The sequence below is a fragment of the Fulvimonas sp. R45 genome (assembly GCF_030504985.1).
Classification (GTDB): domain Bacteria; phylum Pseudomonadota; class Gammaproteobacteria; order Xanthomonadales; family Rhodanobacteraceae; genus Rhodanobacter_A.
This window is the reverse complement of record NZ_JASERU010000020.1, coordinates 25,484-44,150: the sequence shown is the minus strand read 5'-3', so window position 1 is coordinate 44,150 and position 18,667 is coordinate 25,484. Positions and strand designations below refer to the sequence as shown.

The 18,667-nt window shown below is 70.1% G+C and carries 13 protein-coding genes; 5 read left to right on the top strand and 8 right to left on the bottom strand.

Annotation, left to right across the window (positions count from 1 at the left end; translation table 11 throughout):
* Positions 1-3 precede the first annotated feature (3 nt).
* From QMK61_RS15175 to QMK61_RS15150, 6 genes are all read right to left on the bottom strand, one after another.
* Complete coding sequence (locus QMK61_RS15175; protein WP_302073085.1) at positions 4-918, bottom strand: acyltransferase; 915 nt, start codon at positions 916-918, stop codon at positions 4-6.
* An 87-nt stretch (positions 919-1,005) separates the two neighbouring features.
* Entirely contained in the window at positions 1,006-2,250 is a 1,245-nt protein-coding gene (locus QMK61_RS15170) for a cysteine desulfurase (protein WP_302073071.1), read from the bottom strand.
* Between the two features lie 187 nt (positions 2,251-2,437).
* Positions 2,438-3,739 carry a Fe-S cluster assembly protein SufD gene (sufD, locus tag QMK61_RS15165; protein WP_302073070.1) on the bottom strand — a complete coding sequence of 434 codons (1,302 nt, stop codon included), beginning with the start codon at positions 3,737-3,739 and terminating at the stop codon, positions 2,438-2,440.
* Positions 3,736-4,503 (bottom strand): Fe-S cluster assembly ATPase SufC, encoded by a 768-nt coding sequence (gene sufC / locus QMK61_RS15160; RefSeq protein ID WP_302073069.1) that lies wholly within the window; start codon positions 4,501-4,503, stop codon positions 3,736-3,738. Before sufC ends, sufD begins: the two co-directional genes overlap by 4 nt.
* Before the next feature lie 137 nt (positions 4,504-4,640).
* Positions 4,641-6,110, bottom strand: coding sequence for a Fe-S cluster assembly protein SufB (gene sufB / locus QMK61_RS15155; protein WP_302073068.1), 1,470 nt, complete (start codon positions 6,108-6,110; stop codon positions 4,641-4,643).
* On the bottom strand, positions 6,107-6,565 hold the full coding sequence (locus tag QMK61_RS15150) for an SUF system Fe-S cluster assembly regulator (protein ID WP_302073067.1): 459 nt from the start codon (positions 6,563-6,565) through the stop codon (positions 6,107-6,109). The genes sufB and QMK61_RS15150 overlap by 4 nt, the downstream gene beginning before the upstream one ends.
* A 237-nt stretch (positions 6,566-6,802) precedes the next feature.
* On the opposite strand from QMK61_RS15150, the gene QMK61_RS15145 reads away from it, so the two are divergent.
* Both QMK61_RS15145 and QMK61_RS15140 read left to right on the top strand, forming a co-directional pair.
* Entirely contained in the window at positions 6,803-7,141 is a 339-nt protein-coding gene (locus tag QMK61_RS15145; protein ID WP_302073066.1) for a P-II family nitrogen regulator, read from the top strand.
* Complete coding sequence (locus QMK61_RS15140) at positions 7,125-8,480, top strand: ammonium transporter (RefSeq protein ID WP_302073065.1); 1,356 nt, start codon at positions 7,125-7,127, stop codon at positions 8,478-8,480. Before QMK61_RS15145 ends, QMK61_RS15140 begins: the two co-directional genes overlap by 17 nt.
* A 34-nt stretch (positions 8,481-8,514) precedes the next feature.
* Here the strand turns inward: QMK61_RS15140 and QMK61_RS15135 are convergent, their stop codons facing one another.
* Positions 8,515-9,786: an MFS transporter gene (locus QMK61_RS15135; RefSeq protein WP_302073064.1), complete on the bottom strand. Its 1,272-nt coding sequence runs from the start codon at positions 9,784-9,786 to the stop codon at positions 8,515-8,517.
* Between the two features lie 128 nt (positions 9,787-9,914).
* A complete protein-coding gene (locus QMK61_RS15130) occupies positions 9,915-10,928 on the bottom strand; it encodes a LacI family DNA-binding transcriptional regulator (protein ID WP_302073063.1) in 1,014 nt (337 codons plus the stop codon).
* 311 nt (positions 10,929-11,239) lie between these two features.
* Here QMK61_RS15130 and QMK61_RS15125 point away from each other — a divergent pair, with 311 nt between their 5' ends.
* The 3 genes from QMK61_RS15125 (at position 11,240) to QMK61_RS15115 (ending at position 18,627) form a co-directional block, all read left to right on the top strand.
* Positions 11,240-13,780, top strand: a complete 2,541-nt coding sequence (locus tag QMK61_RS15125) for a glycoside hydrolase family 3 N-terminal domain-containing protein (RefSeq protein ID WP_302073062.1) — start codon at positions 11,240-11,242, stop codon at positions 13,778-13,780.
* 202 nt (positions 13,781-13,982) lie between these two features.
* The gene (locus QMK61_RS15120; protein ID WP_302073061.1) at positions 13,983-17,222 is read left to right on the top strand and encodes a TonB-dependent receptor; all 3,240 of its coding nucleotides are present in this window, start codon (positions 13,983-13,985) and stop codon (positions 17,220-17,222) included.
* Between the two features lie 148 nt (positions 17,223-17,370).
* A complete protein-coding gene (locus tag QMK61_RS15115; RefSeq protein ID WP_302073060.1) occupies positions 17,371-18,627 on the top strand; it encodes a hypothetical protein in 1,257 nt (418 codons plus the stop codon).
* Positions 18,628-18,667 lie beyond the last annotated feature (40 nt).

Sequence of the window (18,667 nt, the reverse complement as noted above, 5' to 3'; positions counted from 1 at the left end):
CGTTCAATCTCCTCTTGCAGGGCCGGCGGCGGACGCGAGCATGCGGCCGACTTGGGCGTCCTTCGCCTGCCACAGCGCGTTGACCCACGCCTGGAAGCGTTCGCGGAAGGCCGCGTCGTTCTCGTAGTCGCCACGCAGCGACGGTTCGACCGGCCGTTCGCACACGTGCAATCGGATGTCGCGAATGCGGCCGGCGACCAGGTCCGCCATGCTGCACGGTCCGTCCGCGTAGACGATGGTGACGTCGAGGATGGCGTGCAGCGCATCGCCCATCGCGTCAAGCACGAAGGCCAGCCCGCCCGCGCGCGGCCGCAGCAGGTGGCGGTACGGCGACGCCTGGGCGTCGTGCTTGGCCGGGGTGAAGCGGGTGCCCTCGACGAAGTTCATCACCGACACCGGCAGGTGGCGGAACTTCGTGCAGGCGCGCCGGGTGGCCTCGCGGTCGCGCCCGCGCAGTTCCGGGTGTTTCGCCAGCGTCTCGCGGGAGTAGCGCTTCATGAAGGGAAAATCCAGCGCCCACCACGCCGGCCCCAGCAGCGGCACCCAGACCAGCTGCTGCTTGAGAAAGAAGCGCAGGAATGGGATGCGCCGGTTGAACAGCTTCTGCAGCACCGGGATGTCGACCCAGCTCTGGTGGTTGCACAGCACCAGGTAACTGCGGTCGCGGCGCAGGCCGTCCAGGCCTTCCACCTGCCAGCGGATGCGGGTGAACAGGCCGAACAGCGCGTTGTTCACGCCGATCCAGCTTTCCGCGATCGCCACCAGCCCGTGCGAGCAGGCCCGGCGGAACGCCGCCAGCGGCAGCAGCAGCTTCAACAGGGTCAGCGCGAACAACGGCACGACGTGCGCCACCACGTTGAGCGCCAGCAGCAGCACGACGAGGGGGACGCGGATCGGGCGGGGCAGCGAGGCGAGCATGGGATTCACGGTCATCGGGAAACGCAAGGGTACCCGCAGGCCCGGTACGCCGGCCTGCGACCTTCGTTCAATGCGCGGCGGGCGCGGCTACATCAGCAGCTTGCGCACCTTGAGCAGCGCGGCGACGAAGGCGTCCACTTCCTCGTGCGTGTTGTAGAACGCCAGCGAGGCGCGCAGCGTGGCGGGCACGCCGAAGAACTGCATCAGCGGATGCGCGCAATGGTGGCCGGAGCGCACCGCCACGCCTTCCAGGTCCAGCAGGGTGGCGAGGTCGGTGGCCTGCGCGCCTTCCAGCAGGAACGAGATCACCGGCTCCTTCTCCGCCGCCTCGCCGATGATGCGCAGGCCCGGCACCTCGCGCAGGCGCGCGGTGGCATGGTCGAGCAACGCACGCTCGTGGGCGCGGATGGCGTCGAAGCCCAGCGAGGCGTAGTAGTCGAGCGCCGCGGCCACGCCGGCGAAGCCGGCGATGTTGGGCGTGCCGGCCTCGAACTTGTGCGGCGGGTCGGCGAAGGTGGTGCCGCCGAACCGCACCTCGCGGATCATCTCGCCGCCGCCGAAGAACGGCGGCATCGCGTCGAGATGTTCCTTCTTCGCCCACAGCGCGCCGGTGCCCGTGGGCGCCAGCATCTTGTGGCCGGTCAGCGCGTAGAAGTCGCAGCCCAGCGCCTGCACGTCCACCGGCCGGTGCGGCACCGCCTGCGAGCCGTCCACCAGCAGCGGGATGCCGCGCTTGCGGCATTCCCTGGCCAGTTCGCGCACCGGGTTGACCGTGCCCAGCACGTTGGAGACATGGCCGACGCAGGCCAGCTTCACCTCCGGCGTGAGCAGTTCGACGAACTTCTCCACGATCAGCTCGCCGCGCCCGTCGATCGGCGCGGCCTTCACCGTGGCGCCGCTGCGCGCGGCCACCAGCTGCCACGGCACGATGTTGGCGTGGTGCTCCATCACCGTGGTGAGAATCGCGTCGCCGGGCTGCAGCCGCGGCAGTGCGTAGCTGTAGGCGACCAGGTTGGTGGCCTGCGTGGTGCCCGAGGTGAGCACCACTTCGTTGCGCGACGGCGCGTTGATGAAGCGCGCCAGCGCGTCGCGTGCGCCCTCGTAGGCACCGGTGGCTTCCTCGCCCAGTTGATGCACCGCGCGCGCCACGTTGGCGTTGTGCTCGCGGTAGTGGCGATCCACCGCCTCGATCACCTGGCGCGGCTTCTGGCTGGTGTTGGCGTTGTCGAGATATACCAGCGGCTTGCCGTGCACCTGGCGCGCGAGCAGCGGGAAGTCGGCGCGGATGCGGGCGAGGTCGAGGGCGGGCGTGGCGTCGGCTTTGGCGTTCATCTCGGGGTTTCCGTGTTGGCGCCCTCTCCTGCACGCAGGGCGAGGAGAAGTGTCTGTAGCTCCCTCCCCTGCTTCGCAGGAGAGGGTTGGGGAGGGGGCAGGCTTGCGGCAAGCCTGCCCCCTCCCGGCCTCCCCCTGCGAGCAGGGGGAGGAGAAAGGCGGGCGCTCCCTCACTGGCGGAAGCGCGTCATGCCGGCAGCCTTACCGCCAGCAGGCCATCGAGGTGCTCGCGCAGCGCCGCGTCCGGCAGGTCGTCGAGCACCGCGCGACAGAACGCGGCGGTCAGCAGGGTGCGCGCCTCGGCCTGCGGGATGCCGCGCGAGCGCAGGTAGAACAGCGCGCGCTCGTCGAGCTGGCCCACGGTGGCGCCATGCGCGGCCTGCACCTCGTCGGCGTAGATCTCCAGTTCCGGCTTGGTGTCGATTTCGGCGTTCGGCGACAGCAGCAGGTTCTTGTTGCTGAGGCGGGCGTCGGCGCCGTCGGCGCCCGGGGCCACCACGATGGCGCCGCGGAACACGCCGCGCGCGCGGCCGTCGGCCACGCCGCGCCACGTCGAACTGGAGGCGGTGTCCAGGGCCTGGTGGCGGATCGCCAGTTGGGTGTCGATGTGCTGGCGGCCGCGCGGCACGAACACGCCGCGCGTGTCGAGGCGCGCGCCGTCGCCGGCCAGTTCGGCCTGCAGGTCGTGACGCACCAGTGAGCCGCCCAGTTCCAGCGCGTGCAACGACACGTGCGCCCGCGCGCCCAGTTGCAGCGCATGGCGGTGGACGAGCACGGCTTCCGGCGCCGCGTCCTGCACCAGCACATGGCTCAGGCGGGCGTCGTCGCGCAGCACCAGGTCGGCAACCAGGGTGCCGAGCTGGCGCGCGACGCCGCTGCCGACATGGCGTTCGACCAGCGCCAGTTCGGCGCCCTCGCCCAGCTCGACCACGGTGCGCGCGTGCCAGGCGAGTTCGCCTTCGGCCGCGACGCCCACGAAAGCCAGCTGCACCGGCGTGGCGATCTTCGCACCCGCGGCCACGCGCAGCACCACGCCGTCGGCGGCCTGTGCCGCGTTGAGGCGGGCGAAGGCGTCGCCGCGCTCGCGGTAGCGGCGCGACAGCGCGAAGCGCAACGGCTCGGCATCCTGCGCCAGGGCCTGCGACAGCGGCTGCAGGGTCAACCCGGCCGGCAGGTTCGCGAGGTCCGACAGGTCGCCGCGGAACACGCCGTTGACGAACACCAGCCGCGGGCCGTCGAGCCCCGGCAGCGCGAGCGCGGCCGCGTCAACCTCGCGCGTGGCGGCTTGCGCATCGCCCTGCACGAAGCGGCGCTGGGCCAGCGCGCGCAGCGCGGTGTACTTCCACGCTTCCACCCGCGTGTCGGGCAGGCCGGCGTCGGCGAAGGCGGCCAGGTTCTCGCGGCGCGCCTCGTCCAGCCAGCCGATGCCGCTGGGCGGCAGCGGCGCGGCCAAGGTGGAGGCCACGAAGGGCACGGCCGGCTCGCTCATGCCTGTGCCCCGGCCGGCTCGCCGTGTTCGGCCAGCCAGGCGTAGCCGTGTTCTTCCAGCTTGTGCGCCAGCGTCTTGTCGCCGCTCTCGACGATGCGCCCGCCGGCCAGCACGTGCACGTGGTCGGGCACGATGTAGTCGAGCAGGCGCTGGTAGTGGGTGACCACCAGGAAGCTGCGCTCCGGCGAGCGCAACGCGTTGACGCCCCCGGCCACCTGCTTCAGCGCGTCGATGTCCAGGCCCGAGTCGGTCTCGTCGAGGATCGCCAGCCTTGGCTCCAGCACGGCCATCTGGAAGATCTCGTTGCGCTTCTTCTCGCCGCCGCTGAAGCCCTCGTTGACCGCGCGGTGCAGCAGCTCGTCGGAGATCTGCATGATCTTCAGCTTCTCGCGCACCAGCTTGAGGAACTGCATCGAGTCCAGTTCCGCCTCGCCGCGCGCCTTGCGCTGCGCGTTGAGCGCGGCACGCAGGAAGTAGGTGTTGTTCACCCCTGGGATTTCCACCGGGTACTGGAAGGCCAGGAACACGCCCGCGGCGGCGCGCGCCTCCGGCTCCAGCGCCAGCAGGTCGATACCGTTCCAGCTCACCGAGCCGGCGGTGACCTCGTAGCCCTCGCGGCCCGACAGCACGTTGCCCAGCGTGGACTTGCCCGCCCCGTTCGGCCCCATGATGGCGTGCACCTCGCCCGGCTTCACGGTGAGCGAGAGGCCCTTGAGGATGTCCTTGCCCTCGACGCGGGCGTGCAGGTTTTCGATCTTCAGCATGGTTGTTCCTGGTCTTGAGCCCCTCTCCCACCGGGAGAGGGGTTGGGGTGAGGGTTCGGTTGGAACGGAACGCCCGCTCCGTCCGTACCCTCATCCGCCCTGCGGGCACCTTCTCCCGGAGGGAGAAGGGAAAGGCATTAACCGACGGCACCCTCGAGACTGACTTCCAGCAGCTTCTTCGCCTCCACCGCGAACTCCATCGGCAGCTCGCGGAACACCTGCTTGCAGAAGCCGTCGACGATCATCGACACGGCGTCCTCCTCGCCGATGCCGCGCGAGCGGCAGTAGAACAGCTGGTCGTCGGAGATCTTCGAGGTGGTGGCCTCGTGCTCGACGATGGCGCCGGGATTCTTCACTTCCATGTACGGAAAGGTGTGCGCGCCGCACTTCTTGCCGATCAGCAGCGAGTCGCACTGGGTGTAGTTGCGCGCGCGCTCGGCGCCCTTCTCCACCTTCACCAGGCCGCGGTAGCTGTTGTTGCTCCGGCCGGCGCTGATGCCCTTGGAGACGATCTTCGACTTGGTGTCCTTGCCGATGTGGATCATCTTGGTGCCGGTGTCGGCCTGCTGGAAGTGGTGGGTCAGCGCCACCGAGTGGAACTCGCCCACCGAGCGGTCGCCGCGCAGCACCACGGACGGGTATTTCCAGGTGATCGCCGAGCCGGTCTCCACCTGGGTCCAGCTGATCTTGCTGTCGTCGCCGCGGCAGTCGCCGCGCTTGGTGACGAAGTTGTAGATGCCGCCGATGCCGTTCTCGTCGCCGGGGTACCAGTTCTGCACGGTGGAGTACTTGATCTGCGCCTTTTCCAGCGCCACCAGCTCGACCACCGCCGCATGCAGCTGGTTCTCGTCGCGGCGCGGCGCGGTGCAGCCTTCCAGGTAGGAAACGTAGGCGCCTTCCTCGGCCACGATCAGGGTGCGCTCGAACTGGCCGGTGTTCTGCGCGTTGATGCGGAAGTAGGTGGACAGCTCCATCGGGCAGCGCACGCCCTTCGGGATGAACACGAAGCTGCCGTCGGAGAATACCGCCGAGTTCAGCGCGGCGAAGAAATTGTCGCCCTGCGGCACCACGCTGCCGAGGTATTTCCGCACCAGCTCCGGGTATTCGCGGATCGCCTCGCTCATCGAGCAGAACAGCACGCCGGCGTCGGCGAGCTGCTTGCGGAAGGTGGTGCCCACCGAGACCGAGTCGAACACCGCGTCCACCGCCACGCCGGCCAGCGCGGCGCGTTCGTGCAGCGGCACGCCCAGCTTCTCGTAGGTTTCCAGCAGCGCGGGGTCGACCTCGTCCAGCGACTTCGGCGCCTGCTTCGGCGCGGAGTAGTAGCTGAGTGCCTGGTAGTCGATCGGGTCGAGCTTCAGCTTGGCCCAGTCCGGCGGCGGCATGGTCAGCCAGTGGCGGTAGGCCTCGAGGCGCCACTCGGTCATCCATTCCGGCTCGCGCTTGATCGCCGAGAGCTGGCGGATGGTCTCCTCGTCCAGGCCCGGCGGCAGGCCGGTGCTCTCGATCTCGGTGATGAAGCCGGCGCTGTAGCTGCGGCCGAGCGCCTCGGCGACCTCGGCGTTGTCGCGGAGCACGGCGGCGGCGTTGTCGCGTTCGCTGGTCATGCGGTGGTTCTGCCTTTCAATGTGCGGATGTCCACGGCCACTTCGGCGGGCGCGGCCGGACGCAGCAGGTCGGCCACGCTCACCGCGCGCAGCGCGCCGTCGAGCAGGTGGTTGATGCGCTGCCAGCTGCCGCGCACGCCGCACTGCGCCTCGCGGCCGCACTGGCCTTCGCGGGTGCCGCACTCGGTCATGCCGATCGGGCCCTCCATCGCCTCGACGATCTCGGCCAGGCTGATCTCGCCGGCCGGGCGCGCCAGCCGGTAGCCGCCGTTGACGCCGCGGAAGGAATCCACCAGCCCGGCATGGCCCAGCGACTTCAGCAGCTTGCTCACGGTGGGCAGCTCCAGGCGCGCCTCCTCGGCGATCTGCGCGGTGCTGAGCACGTCGCCGGGGTGGGCGGCGATGCAGGTCATCACCACCGTTGCGTAATCCGTGAGTCGGCTGACGCGGAGCATGGGCTTGCGGGACTCGGGGCTCTTAATCCAGACCAAAATGGTACTGTTTATGGCTGCCGCGGTCAAATGGACGTCCATCCGGCTTGCACCGCGACGGGGCAAGGCTTGCACCGGATCGCCGCCCGCCGCTCCTCCCGCGACGGCCGCCCGCACCCCCGAAGCCCCGCGCCGCAACGCCTCCGGCGGCTGGCACGCAACCTGCTGTGCCCCGGCAAGGCAGCCAACGAGGGGCGCGGCATGAAGTGGATCACGGCGGTCATCAAGCCGTTCACGCTGGACGAAGTGCGCGAGGCGCTGGCCGAGGCCGGCGTGCAGGGCATGACGGTGACCGAGGTCAAGGGCTTCGGCCGCCAGCATGGGCACACCGAACTGTACCGGGGCGCCGAGTACGTGGTGGATTTCCTGCCCAAGCTGAAGATCGAGGTGGCGGTGGCCGACGGGCAGGCCGAGCAGGTGATCGAGGCGATCGTCGCCGCGGCGCGCACCGGCAAGGTGGGCGACGGCAAGGTCTTCGTCAGTCCGCTGGAACAGGTGATCCGCATCCGCACGCAGGAGGTCGATGCCGATGCGCTGTGAGAAGGGGGGAACGGGTTGGCGGCGCGGCACGGCGCGGGGCGCACTGCTCTGCGGCCTGTCCGCGATGGCCGCGCCGGCGTTCGCGCAGGGCACGCCGGCGGCCAGCAGCGGCGACACCGCATGGATGCTCACCGCGTCGATGCTGGTGCTGCTGATGACGATACCGGGGCTGGCGCTGTTCTACGGCGGCATGGTGCGCGCCAAGAACCTGCTGTCGGTGCTGATGCAGTGCTTCGCGATCACCGCGCTGGTCACCGTGCTGTGGATGCTGTACGGCTACTCGCTGGCCTTCAGCAGCGAAGGCATGCACGCCGGCGTCACCGGCCTGCATTCCTTCGTGGGCGGGCTCGACCGCGCGCTGCTGGCCGGGCTCACGCCGGACTCGCGCTACCAGACCGTGCCGGAAAGCGTGTTCGTGATGTTCCAGCTCACCTTCGCGATCATCACGCCCGCGCTGATCGTGGGCGCCTTCGCCGAGCGCATGAAGTTCAGCGCGATGCTGTGGTTCAGCGCCCTGTGGCTGACCGTGGTCTACCTGCCGATGGCGCACATGGTGTGGGGCGGTCCCGGCTCGCTGCTGGGCGACCTGGGCGTGCTGGACTTCGCCGGGGGCACCGTAGTGCACATCAACGCCGGCATCGCCGGCCTGGTGGCGTGCATCGTGATCGGAAGGCGCCGCGGCTGGCCGCACACGCCGATGCCGCCGCACAACCTCGGCTACACCGTGGTCGGCGCCAGCCTGCTGTGGCTGGGCTGGTTCGGCTTCAACGCCGGCTCGGCGATGGCCGCCAACGGCGGCGCGGGCATGGCGATGCTGGTGACGCAGATCGCCACCGCCGCCGCCGCGATCGGCTGGACCGCGGCGGAGTGGATCGCGCACAAGCGCGCCAGCGTGCTGGGCATCGTCTCCGGCGCGGTGGCGGGACTGGTGGCGGTGACGCCCGCCGCCGGCACCTGCGGCCCGGGCGGCGCACTCGTGCTGGGCCTGGTCGCCGGCGTGACCTGCTTCTTCACCGCCACCCGGCTCAAGTACCGCCTTGGCTACGACGACGCGCTGGACGTGTTCGGCGTGCACGCCGTCGCCGGCATCGTCGGCGCCCTGCTCACCGGGCCGCTGGCCTCGCCCGCGCTGGGCGGCTTCGGCCAAGTGGCGTCGGCATGGGGGCAGCTGTGGATCCAGGCCAAGGGCGTCGCGTTCACGGTGGCGTGGAGCGCGGTGCTGAGCTGGGCGATCCTCAGGCTGCTCGATCGCGCCCTGGGCCTGCGCGTGGATGCCGAGCAAGAGCAGATCGGGCTGGACCTCGCCGAGCACGAGGAGAAGGCCTACAACCTGTCCTGAAGCCGGCCGCGCCGGGGCGGCGCAGGCAAACGCCTCAGCGCACCCCGCGCACGGGCCGGATGGCCCATGCGCCCAGCGCGACGGGCACCGCCGCCATCACGAACAGGGCCGTGTAGCTCCCCCAGTCCGCGAGCAGGATGGCGGGGGCCAGCGCCGGCATCAGCGACTGCGGCAGGACGTTGGCGATGTTGAGGATGCCGAGGTTCCTGGCCGCGTGGACCTCGCGGTCCGGCAGCACGTCGGTCACCAGCGCGAGGTTGACCGCAAGATACATCCCCTGGCCGGCACCGGCGATCGCCATGCCCGCCAGGAAGCCGGGATACGAAGCGGCGAAGGCGATGACCAGCAACGCCAGTGCGTAGACCAGCGCCGCCCCGGCCACGAAGGGCTTGCGCCGCCCGACGGCATCGGAAAGCCAGCCACCCGCGACGCCGGACACCATCGCCGCGCAGGCATGCACCAGCGTGGACAGGAACACCAGCCGCGGCACCTCGGCCGGCGCGCGGCCCAGCTGCTGGATCAGGTAGAACCCCTGGTAGGTCATCAGCACCGCCACGCCGGCGAACAGCAGGAAGCGGCTGCTCCAGGCCCAGCCGAAGTCGGGGAAGCGCCGGGGGTTGACCCAGAAGCTGGCGAGGAATTCGTGCAGGCCGTAGCGCGGCCGCTGCGCCAGGGCCAGCCGGCGGTCCGGCAGCACCCATGCCAGACAGGCCGCGCCGAGCACCGCGATGGCGGCAGGCAGCAGGAACATCGCCAGGGTCGAATCCGCGATCGCCTGCACCAGGCAGGTGCCGCCCACCATGCCCACCGGCAGGCTGACGCCCACGATGCCGGACACCATGCCACGCTGCCGCGGCGGCACCTGGTCGGGCAGGATCGCCACCAGCGCGGCCAGCTGCGCGTTGTAGGCCAGCTGCGCAACGCACCAGCCGAACAGCAGCTGCGGCACCGACGCGGCCTGCGCCACGACAGCCAACCCCGCCGCCCCGCCCAGCGCGCCGCCGAGCAGCCAGGGCCGGCGCATGCCGAAGCGCGAGGTGGTGCGGTCCGACAGGTGGCCGAAGAACGGGTTGCCGAACAGCGCGAGCAGCGCCCCCACGCCCATCACCAGCGACAGATCGGCGGGGGCATGCGCGGCGTCGATCGCCCGCGTGCGCAGCGTCAGCCCCACCAGGACCGGCGACAGCAACGCCATCCACATGCCCGTATAGGCGATGGCATAGGCCGCCACGAACGGCCAGCCGACGCGCTCGCCCGCCGGACCGCCCCGCCGCGGCATCGTGGCCTCGAGCCTCTTGTCGCCCACCTTCATCCGGCCCCCAGCTCCCCTGCGCCAGTTCCGTCCCCAGGGCGCCATTGTGCCTTCAGCCGGCGGCATGGGAACCCATGCCCTTCAGCATCCGGCGGGGAACCGCCGTGCCGCCGAAGCAGTGCCTACCGCTTTCCGGGCGCCGCCGTGGAGGCGCGCAGTTCCAGCTGGTACGGCACGCGCTTGCGCTGCTGCAGGGCCGGGTCGCGGATCGAGCTCAGCACGCTTTCCACCGCCAGGCGCCCCATTTCGCGGCACGGCTGGTGCACGGTGGTCAGGCCGGGGGAGATCAGCAGCGACACCGGCGTGTCGTCGAAGCCGCAGACCGAAAGGTCGCCGGGTACGGACAGGCCGCGCTCGTAGGCCTCGCGCATCACGCCGCAGGCCATGTCGTCGTTGGCGGCGAAGATCGCCGTGGGCGGATGGCGCCGGCCGAGCAGCGCCTTCGCGCCGGCCATGCCGGAGGCGAAGGCGAAATCGCCCTCCGCGACCAGCGACTCGTCGTACTCGATGCCGGCCCGGCGCAGCGCGTCGCGGTAGCCGTTCAACCGCCACGCGCACGCGCCGTGCCCTTTCAGGCCGGCGACGTGGCCGATCCGGCGGTGCCCGAGCGAGATCAGGTGCTCCACGATGTCCGCCGCCGCCTTGCGCTCGTCGAAGCCGATGTCGATGCGCGCCTGGCGCGACTTCGAGGAAAGGGTGGCGTAGCGGATGTCGAGCTCGTCGAGCCGCTGCATCAGCCTGGTGTTGTTCGCGTGCGGCGGCACCAGGACCAGCGCGTCGGGGCGGTGCTGCGCCACGAAGCCGTCGATGCGCGCGACCAGGTCGTCCGAGGCCTCGAAGGGATGCAGCACCGCGTTGTACGGCGTCTCCTTGCAGGCCTGCAGCACGCCCACGATCAGTTCCATGATGTAGCTGGAGCCGGCGGTCGGGTTGTCGTACAGCAGCGCGACCAGGTACGAGCGGTTGCCCGCCAGGCCGCGTGCCGACGGGTTGGGCACGTAGTTGAGCGCCCGGATCGAGGCCTCGATCCGGGCGCGCAGTTTGGGCCGCACGGTCGGGTGGCCGTTGAGGACGCGGGACACCGTCTTGGTGGACACGCCGGCATGCGCGGCGACGTCTTCGATTCTCGCAGGCATGTGTCGGCAGCCCCTGCCCCGTGTGACTGTGCAGCGGGTCATGCTACCCCAAGCGGAAGGCGTGCAACCATCCGGATCCGCGTTTTCCCGACAAAAATGCCAGCGCTTGTATTTCGTATTGACAGCGCTTGTACATTTGATTAGCTTGCGACGGGCGCGAAAGCCGGCACGCCGCGGCGCACAGCGCATGGGGAACGGGCAACGACGACCACCGCGGCAACTTCGCGGATGCCCTGCGGCGGCTTCGGCCACGCCGGCGGGACGGCGAGGCCGCGCGACGGGAAACACAAGGCATGCGAGGGGCAGGCTTGATGAACAGTCGTCACTGGTGCGGGCTGGTCGCGATGGCCGTCGTGGCGTACGCAGCCGGCGCCCGGGCCACCGGACCTGGCCTGCCGCCGGCCACGCACTACGCCGACTGGCCGACGATCGAGGGCGCCGACGCCGGCGACCCGGCGCTCGACGCGCGCGCGCGCAGGATCGTGGCGGGCATGACGCTGGCGCAGAAGGTCGGCCAGATGACCCAGGCCGGGATCAAGTCGGTCACCCCGGACGACGTGCGCAGGTACTACCTCGGCTCGGTGCTCAACGGCGGCGGCGCGTGGCCGGGCATGGACAAGCACGCGTCGATCAAGGCCTGGCTGGCGCTGGCCGATCGCTACTACGACGCGTCGATGTCCACCGACATGGCCATCAAGGTACCGGTCATCTGGGGCACCGACGCGGTGCACGGCGACAACAACGTGTACGGCGCCACGCTGTTTCCCCACAACGTCGGCCTGGGGGCCGCGCACGACCCCGGGCTGGTCCGCGAGATCGGCGCGGCCACCGCCCGGGCCGTGCGCGCCACCGGCGTCAGCTGGGCGTTCGCGCCGACGCTGGCGGTGGCGCAGGACGTGCGCTGGGGCCGCAGCTACGAGAGCTTCTCCAGCCAGGCCCCGCTGGTGCGCGAGTACGCGCGCGCCTACGTGGAAGGCCTGCAGGGCGACTTCGGCCCGCACAACGTGATGGCCACCGCCAAGCACTTCATCGGCGACGGCGCGACCTGGCAGGGCATCGACCAGGGCCAGGCGCGGGTCGACAAGGCCACCATGGTCAACGTGCACGGCGCGGGCTACTACGGCGCGCTCGAGGCCGGCGTGCTCAGCGTGATGGCCTCGTTCAACAGCTGGGACGACGTGGCCGGCGGGGTCGACTACGGCAAGATGAGCGGTTCCCGCGCGCTGCTGACCGGCGCGTTGAAGGACCGGATGGGCTTCAAGGGCTTCGTGGTCTCCGACTGGAACGCGATCGGCCAGCTGCCCGGCTGCAGCGACGCCAGCTGCCCGCAGGCGATCAATGCCGGCATCGACATGGTGATGGTGCCCGGGGACTGGAAGGCCTTCATCGCCAACACCATCCGCCAGGTCCGTGACGGCGCGATCCCGATGGCGCGCATCGACGACGCGGTCGGCCGCATCGTGCGCGCCAAGCTGCGCATGGGCCTGTTCGGCAAGCGACCGTCGCAGCTGCCCGGCGCGGGCGACGCCCGCCTGCTGCAGGACCGCGCGCTGGCGCGGCGCGCGGTGCGCGAATCGCTGGTGCTGCTGAAGAACAACCGCGACGTGCTGCCGCTGAAGCACGGCACGAAGCTGCTGGTGGTCGGCAAGAGCGCCGACAGCCTGTCGAACCAGGCCGGCGGCTGGTCGCTGACCTGGCAGGGCACGGACAACACCAACGCGGACTTCCCGAATGCGCAGAGCATCCTGGATGGCTTGCGCGACGCCGACGGCGCGGCCAACGTCACCTTCAGCGAGAACGCGCAGGGTATCGATCCGAAGGACTACGACGCCATCGTGGCCGTGGTCGGCGAGACGCCGTCCGCGGAGATGATGGGCGACATCGCGCCCTCGTCCACGCTGCGCTTCGGCGACCGCTACCCCGAAGACGTGGCGCTGCTGGAGAAGGTGGCGAAGTCGGGCAAGCCGCTGGTGGTGGTGTTCGTGGCGGGGCGGCCGCTGTTCGTGAACCCCGTGCTCGACCTGTCGGATGCCTTCGTGATGGCGTGGCTGCCGGGCAGCGAAGGCGGCGGCGTGGCCGACGTGCTGTTCGCCCGCGGCGGCCACAACTTCCGCGGCACCCTCCCCAGGCCCTGGCCCGGCGTGCCCTGTCCCGACGCGGAGCGGGCCGGCCCGTCGCGCTGGCTGTTCGCGCCGGGCTACGGCCTGCGTTATCCCACGCGGCACGACCTTCCCGCCCTGCCCGCGCACGACGACGTCAAGACCTGCGCCGACGCGTCCAGCATGTCGGTGTTCCACACGCTGGCGGTGGCGCCGTTCGCGCTGTACCTCGCGGACGCGGCGCACGGCGAACAGGCGGTGGGATCGGACCTCAACGGCGAGACCGCCTGGCCGGGCGAGCATCCGCTGCTGCGCCTGCGCACCGTGCAGGTCAACACGCAGCAGGACGCCAAGGCCGTCGCCTGGCTGGGCGCCGCCCGTTTCCTGGCGCGCAGCGCGCAGCCGGTGGACCTGTCCCGGCTCGCCGCGGCGCATGCGGCGCTGCAGTTCGACGTGGTGGTCGACACCCCGGCGAAGGGTCCGGTGACGCTGGCCATGGGCTGCGGCAGCCACTGCGGCGGCAGCGTCGATCTCGGCCCGGTGCTCGCCGGCTACGCCGCCGGCACGCGGCAGAGCGTGTCGATCCCGCTGGCCTGCTTCGCCCGGCGCGGCGCGGACCTCGCGCACGTCGACGTGCCGTTCGAGATCAGGGCAGACGCGCCGTTCGCCGCGTCCTTCGCCGACATCCGCATCAGCGCCGTGGCCGCGGCGAACCGCCGCGACCTGTCGTGCGCAAGCGTGGGGGTGCGGTAACAGGCAGTCGGTTACATATCGCAATCGTTTCGGGGCATTCGATCGCAAATCGGGGAAACGATCCTCGCTTCCCGCAGGCTGCCGCGGCAAAGGCATGGCCTGGATTTGCAGAAAAACAGAAGAGCGGAAAGCCGAGGGACGAGACCGCAACGGTCGAGTATTCACTGAACATCCGGGGAGAGCAGAAGTGAACAAGCCATCCATGCATTCGCATGCACGCAACGCCCACCAGCCGCAGCGGCTGTCCTTCGCGATCGCGCTGACGCTGTTGGCGGCCGGGCAGCTGCATGCGCAGACCGCACAGACCGCGACGCCGGCAGGCGACCAGAACGCGCCCGCCGCGCAAGCCGCGAAGAAGGACACGAAGCCGGCCGCCCAGAAAGGCTCCAGGCCGGCAACCGACAAGAGCGTGACGCAACTCAGCGGCATGACCGTCAATGGCTTCTCGTCCAGCCTGAACCGGGCGCAGGAGATCAAGCGCTACGCCGACACCGTGGTCGACGCGATCTCGGCGCAGGACGCCGGCTCGCTGCCCGACCTGTCGGTGACCGAGGCCCTGCAGCGCGTGCCGGGCCTGGCCGTCAGCGCCTTCGGCGTCGCCAACGACCCGGACCACTTCTCCATCCAGGGCTCGGACATCAGCCTGCAGGGCCTGCCCTACACCAGCACGCTGTTCAACGGCCGCGAGGTGTTCTCCGCCGGCGGCGGCCAGGGACTCAACTTCTCCACGGTATCGCCGGAGCTGATCGGCGCGGTGGTGGTGAGCAAGAACCAGACGGCCGACATGATCGAGGGCGGCATCGCCGGCTCGATCGACCTGCACACGCGCAAGCCGTTCGACAGCAACAAGGACACGCAGGCGGCCTTCACCGTCGGTGACTACTGGGGCAGCCTCGACAAGCGCGGCACGCCGCAGTTCGCCGGCCTGTTCAGCCACAACTGGACGACCGGCATCGGCCGCTTCGGCATCCTCGCCAACCTGGCCTACGACCGCATCGACCAGGCCGACAACGCGATCTCGCTGGTCGACTTCCAGCGCCGCTGCAATGGCTGCACGCTGCCGGGCAACCGGCTCGACAACTACCCCGGCCTGCCGGAAGGCACCGACGGCCCCTACGCCTACCTGCCGATCGGCGCCGACCTGCGCACCCAGGACCAGACCAGCACGCGCTTCGGCCACGTGCTCGCGGCGCAGTGGGAAAGCCCGGACAAGGCCTGGCAGGCCACGCTGGAGTGGGACCGCGCCTCGGACACCGAAACCACCTACGAGCACACCCTGCAGGCCTCGACGGACGGCTGCGCCTGGTCGGATCCCAACCAGTGCGACATCCCGCTGGCGGGCACCACGCCCGTGTTCGACTCGCGCGGCGTGTTCCAGTCCGGCATCGTCACGGCGCTGCCCAGCGACTACAGCTACCCGTCCCGGTACGGCGGCCTGCCGACCCAGTTCGACAGCACCGGCTACCGCAGCCGCTACGTCACCAACGACTACAGCTTCAACCTGAAGTGGAACGTCAACGACCGGTTGCACCTGAGCCTCGACGCGCAGGATACGCACTCCCAGTACAAGTACGCCTACTACTACATCCGCCAGCTGACCAACGCCAATTGGTACCTCGCCACGCACGGCGACAACGTGCCCACGGTCAAGCTGCTGTCGCCGGACCCCAACGAAACCACGGCCCAGTACTTCGCCAACCCCGCCAACACCTACTGGGCGGCGGCACAGGACAGCCAGCGGTATTCCTGGGGCAACCAGCGCGCCTTCCGCCTGGACGGCAGCTTCGACGTGGACAGCGGCCCGCTGAACGACCTCCAGTTCGGTTTCCGGCATACCGACCAGAGCGAAACGGTGCGAAGCTCGGCGTTCAACTACGTGCCCATCAGCACGCCGAGCCCGGGGATAGCCCCGATCACCGCCGCCGACACGCCCGCCGACGTGGCCCCGTACCACGTCGACCTGCCAGCCTTCGACCATGGCGACTTCGGCGTCGTCGTGCCCTACTTCAACCTGAACCCGCTCACCCAGTTCTGGCAGGCCGCCGCCGCCATCAAGCGGATCAACCAGCAGTGGCTGGCCACCACCCCGGGGGCCGTCGGACCCTACTACACCAACTACGACCGCGAGCAGTACGTCGCGGGCGACCGGTTCGTGCCGGGCACGTACTACCTGCCGCAGGAAATCGCCTCCAACAGGGAGAAGACCAACGCCACGTACGTGCGCCTGAACTTCGGCAACAACAACATGGATTTCCTCAGCGGCCTGCAGATCAGCGGCAATGTCGGCCTGCGCTACATCCATACCCAGGACGACGCCTCGGGCTACCTGATCCTGCCGAACATGGCGCAGACCCTCAACGGACAGACCGTCGCGCAGTACTGCAACTCGGGCGCAAACGGACCGGCGCCGCAGCCGGGCACGTTCTGCGCGCTGACGCCGGCGCAGCAGCAGGACTACATGAACTTCGCCAACGGCGCGTTCACCCCGATCACGGCCAGCAACGCCTACGGCAACTGGCTGCCCAGCTTCAACCTGGCGATCGGCTGGACCGACGACCTGATCACCCGCTTCGCCTTCTCCAAGTCGATCTACCGGCCATCGCTGGTCCAGCTGCAGGCAGGGCAATCGGTCGGCGGACTGCTGCCCTACGGCACCAACGGCAGCACCGTGCCGACGGTGGGGAACGGCTATTCCGGCGCGAACCCCTATCTCAAGCCCATCACGGCGCACAACTTCGACCTGACCCAGGAGTGGTACTTCGGCAACGCCGGCTCGCTCACCGGCATGCTGTTCTGGAAGCAGCTGAACCACACCATCCAGTACATCACCAGCGTCGTCGATACCACGGTCACCAACAACGGAGTGACCTATCCCGAGCAGTACACCGCGGGCCTGGCCAACCTCGACCAGAAGGGCAGCGTGGGCGGCGTGGAGGTGGCCTACCAGCAGAAGTACGACTTCCTGCCCGGCTGGCTGTCCGGCTTCGGCACGCAGATGAACTACACCTACATCAAGCCGCACGGGCTCGGCTTCGGCGCAGTCGACTACTGCCCCAGCGGCTACGTGGCACCCACGCAGTGCATCAACCAGAAGAAGCTGCCGCCGTCCGAGCTGTCCCGCGACACCTTCAACTTCACCGCCTACTACGAGAAAGGCCCGTGGTCGGCGCGGCTGGCCTGGAACTGGCGCTCGCAGTTCCTGATCTCGGGCCAGGGCGCGGACTATCCGTTCCTGCCGGTCATGGCCGACGCCCAGGGCCGGCTGGACGGTTCGGTGATCTACGCGCTCAACGACCACGTCAAGGTCGCGCTGCAGGTGGCCAACCTGCTGAACTCGACGTTCAAGACCCGCGAGATCGTCAACACCGACGGCCTGTCCGTGCCGAAGGGCTTCTTCCGCGACGACACCCGCTACAACCTCAGCCTGCGCGCGGACTTCTGACGAGGCGCGCCCGGCAAGCCGCCGCCGTGGCGCATGCCAGCCATGCGCCGCGGCGGGACGAGACAACCGCATGGCGATCTCCCCGTTGCCGCCATTCCCGCGAGACGCTTCGCCACGGCCACGGGCCGGTCGATCGGGAATGGCGGCCTTGTTCGGAATCGCCGCATGCCTGGTGCTTGCCGTGCCCGCGACACCGCCGGCCCGGGCGACACCGCCGGCGCACGCGCATTCCGTGGCGACCAGGATCGAGGCCATCGCGGCGACCGGCTGCGACGCCATCGCGTCGCGCGTCGACGCACTGCCGGGCAAGGCCCCGGTCCTGCTGCGCAGCTACGACAACCGGCGCGGGCGGGGCGTACCCGACCTTCCCTCCCTGCGCTCGGCCGCGTTCACCTACGACAACGCACTCGCCGTCATCGCCCTGCTCGCCTGCAACCGGCGCCCGCAGGCCGAACGCATCGGCGAAGCCCTGCGGCTCGCGGCGACACGCGACACGCGCCTGCGCGACGCCTACCGCGCCGGCGTCGTCGCGGGCGACCGGCCGCTGCCGAACGGATGGTGGGATGCGGGGCGGAAACGCTGGGTCGACGCCGCGCGCCAGTATGCCGGCGCGTACCAGGACGGCAGCTCGTGCGGCAATGTCGCCTGGGCCGCGCTGGCCTTGCTGGCGCTGCACGATGCCACCGGCGAGGCACGCTGGCGCGACGCCGCCGTACGCCTGGCCAACTGGGTGGTCGGCCATGCCTTGGATACGCGCGGCGCGGGCGGATTCAGTGGCGGCGTCGAATCCTTCCTGCTGGCGCCGAGGAAGGCAGCGTGGAAATCGACCGAACACAACATCGACCTCGCCGCACTGTTCGGGTGGCTGGACCGGATCGACGCACCGGGCGGCGACTGGCGTGCACAGGCGCAGCGCGCCCGCGCCTTCGTCGCCGCGCAATGGGACGCGGCGAGCGGCCACTTCTGGATGGGCACCACGGCCGATGGCGCGACGCCGCTCCGCACGCCATCCGCGCTCGACGTGCAGCTCTGGGCGCAGCTGCTGCCGGACGCGCCGAAGCCATGGCGACGCGCGCTGGCCTGGGTCGAACGCATGAACGCCGTGCAGGGCGGCTTCGACTTCACCGACGACCGCGACGGGCTATGGACGGAAGGCACCGCGCAGGCCGCGCTCGTCTACCGCCGGGTGGGCGATGGGGCCAGGGCGGAGCCGTTGTTCGCCTCGATCGCGCGGCAGGCGTCGCCGGGCGGCTTCCTCTACGCCACGCCGGCGCCGCGCATCACCGCGGTGTACTCCTGGTACCGCCACCAACCGTGCCTCGCCGCGACGGCCTGGGCCGTGCTCGCCGCGCTGGACCGCAATCCTTACCTGCCTGACAGAACCGTCAGCACTCGCCCACAGTGATGGGATGGATGCGCCAGCGAAACTCTCGTTTGGTCTGTCG